The organism is Streptomyces sp. NPDC000941, from assembly GCF_053599555.1.
The window spans coordinates 1-1,068 of record NZ_JBSFMM010000566.1 but is presented as its reverse complement, the minus strand read 5'-3'; the positions used below and the strand labels follow the sequence as shown (position 1 = coordinate 1,068).

General features: G+C 65.9%; 1 protein-coding gene. It reads right to left on the bottom strand.

Annotation, left to right across the window (positions count from 1 at the left end; genetic code table 11):
• Window positions 1-1,068 (bottom strand): acyltransferase domain-containing protein (locus ACWDSL_RS53515; protein ID WP_450497044.1); only part of this gene is annotated, 1,068 nt, incomplete at both ends.

Here is a 1,068-nt window from a genome sequence, read left to right as displayed (position 1 = left end):
ACCCATCGCGCTCAACACGCCATCGGGACCCAGTTCGAGGAAAGTCGTGATGCCCTGCCCGACGAGCGCAGCCACCCCATCCGCAAATCGCACCGCTTGCCGAACATGCCGCACCCAGTAACCAGCCGAAGCCAGCTCACCAGAGGTGGCCAAGTCGCCCGTCACATTGGAAACGACCGGAATGCGGGGCGTTTCGTAAGTCAGGGTCTCCGCAACGGTGCGGAAGTCATCCAACATCGCGTCCATACGAGGCGAATGGAACGCATGTGACACCTCAAGACGCTTGGTCTTACGCCCCTGACCCCGCAGCGTCTCCGCCACAGCAAGGACAGCGTCCTCATCACCCGAGACGACCACCGAGCGGGGACCATTGACCGCGGCAACGCCGACCTGGCCCGCGTACCCGGCGAGAAGCGGCGCCACCTCGTCCTCCGCGGCCTGGACAGCGACCATCGCCCCGCCGGCGGGCAGCCCCTGCATCAACCGGCCCCGCGCCGCCACCAACCGCACCGCATCCTCCAACGAGAACACACCCGCCACATGAGCCGCCACGATCTCACCGACCGAATGCCCACCCACAAACTCCGGCACCACACCCCACGACTCAACCAACCGGAACAACGCCACCTCAACCGCGAACAAACCCGCCTGCGTAAACACCGTCTGACCAAGCAGAACAGCATCACCACCGAAGATCACATCACGCACAGACCGCTCGACATGCCCCGCCAACTCCTTGTCCAGCAGCCCGCACGCCTCGTCGAACACTTCCGCGAACACCGGATACTGGCCGTACAGCTCACGCCCCATACCCACCCGCTGACTGCCCTGACCTGGGAACATCACCGCCAACCGACCCGAACCGACCCCTTGACCGACGACAACACCAGACGCCGACTCACCCCGCGCCAGCGCACCCAACCCCGCCCGCAAACCGTCACGATCACCCACCACCACAGCACGGTGTTCAAAGGCCGTGCGCCCCGACGCCAGCGACCACCCCACATCAACCGGCGAGACCTCAGCACGCCCCTCGACGTGCGACAGCAGACGCCCCGCCTGCCCCCG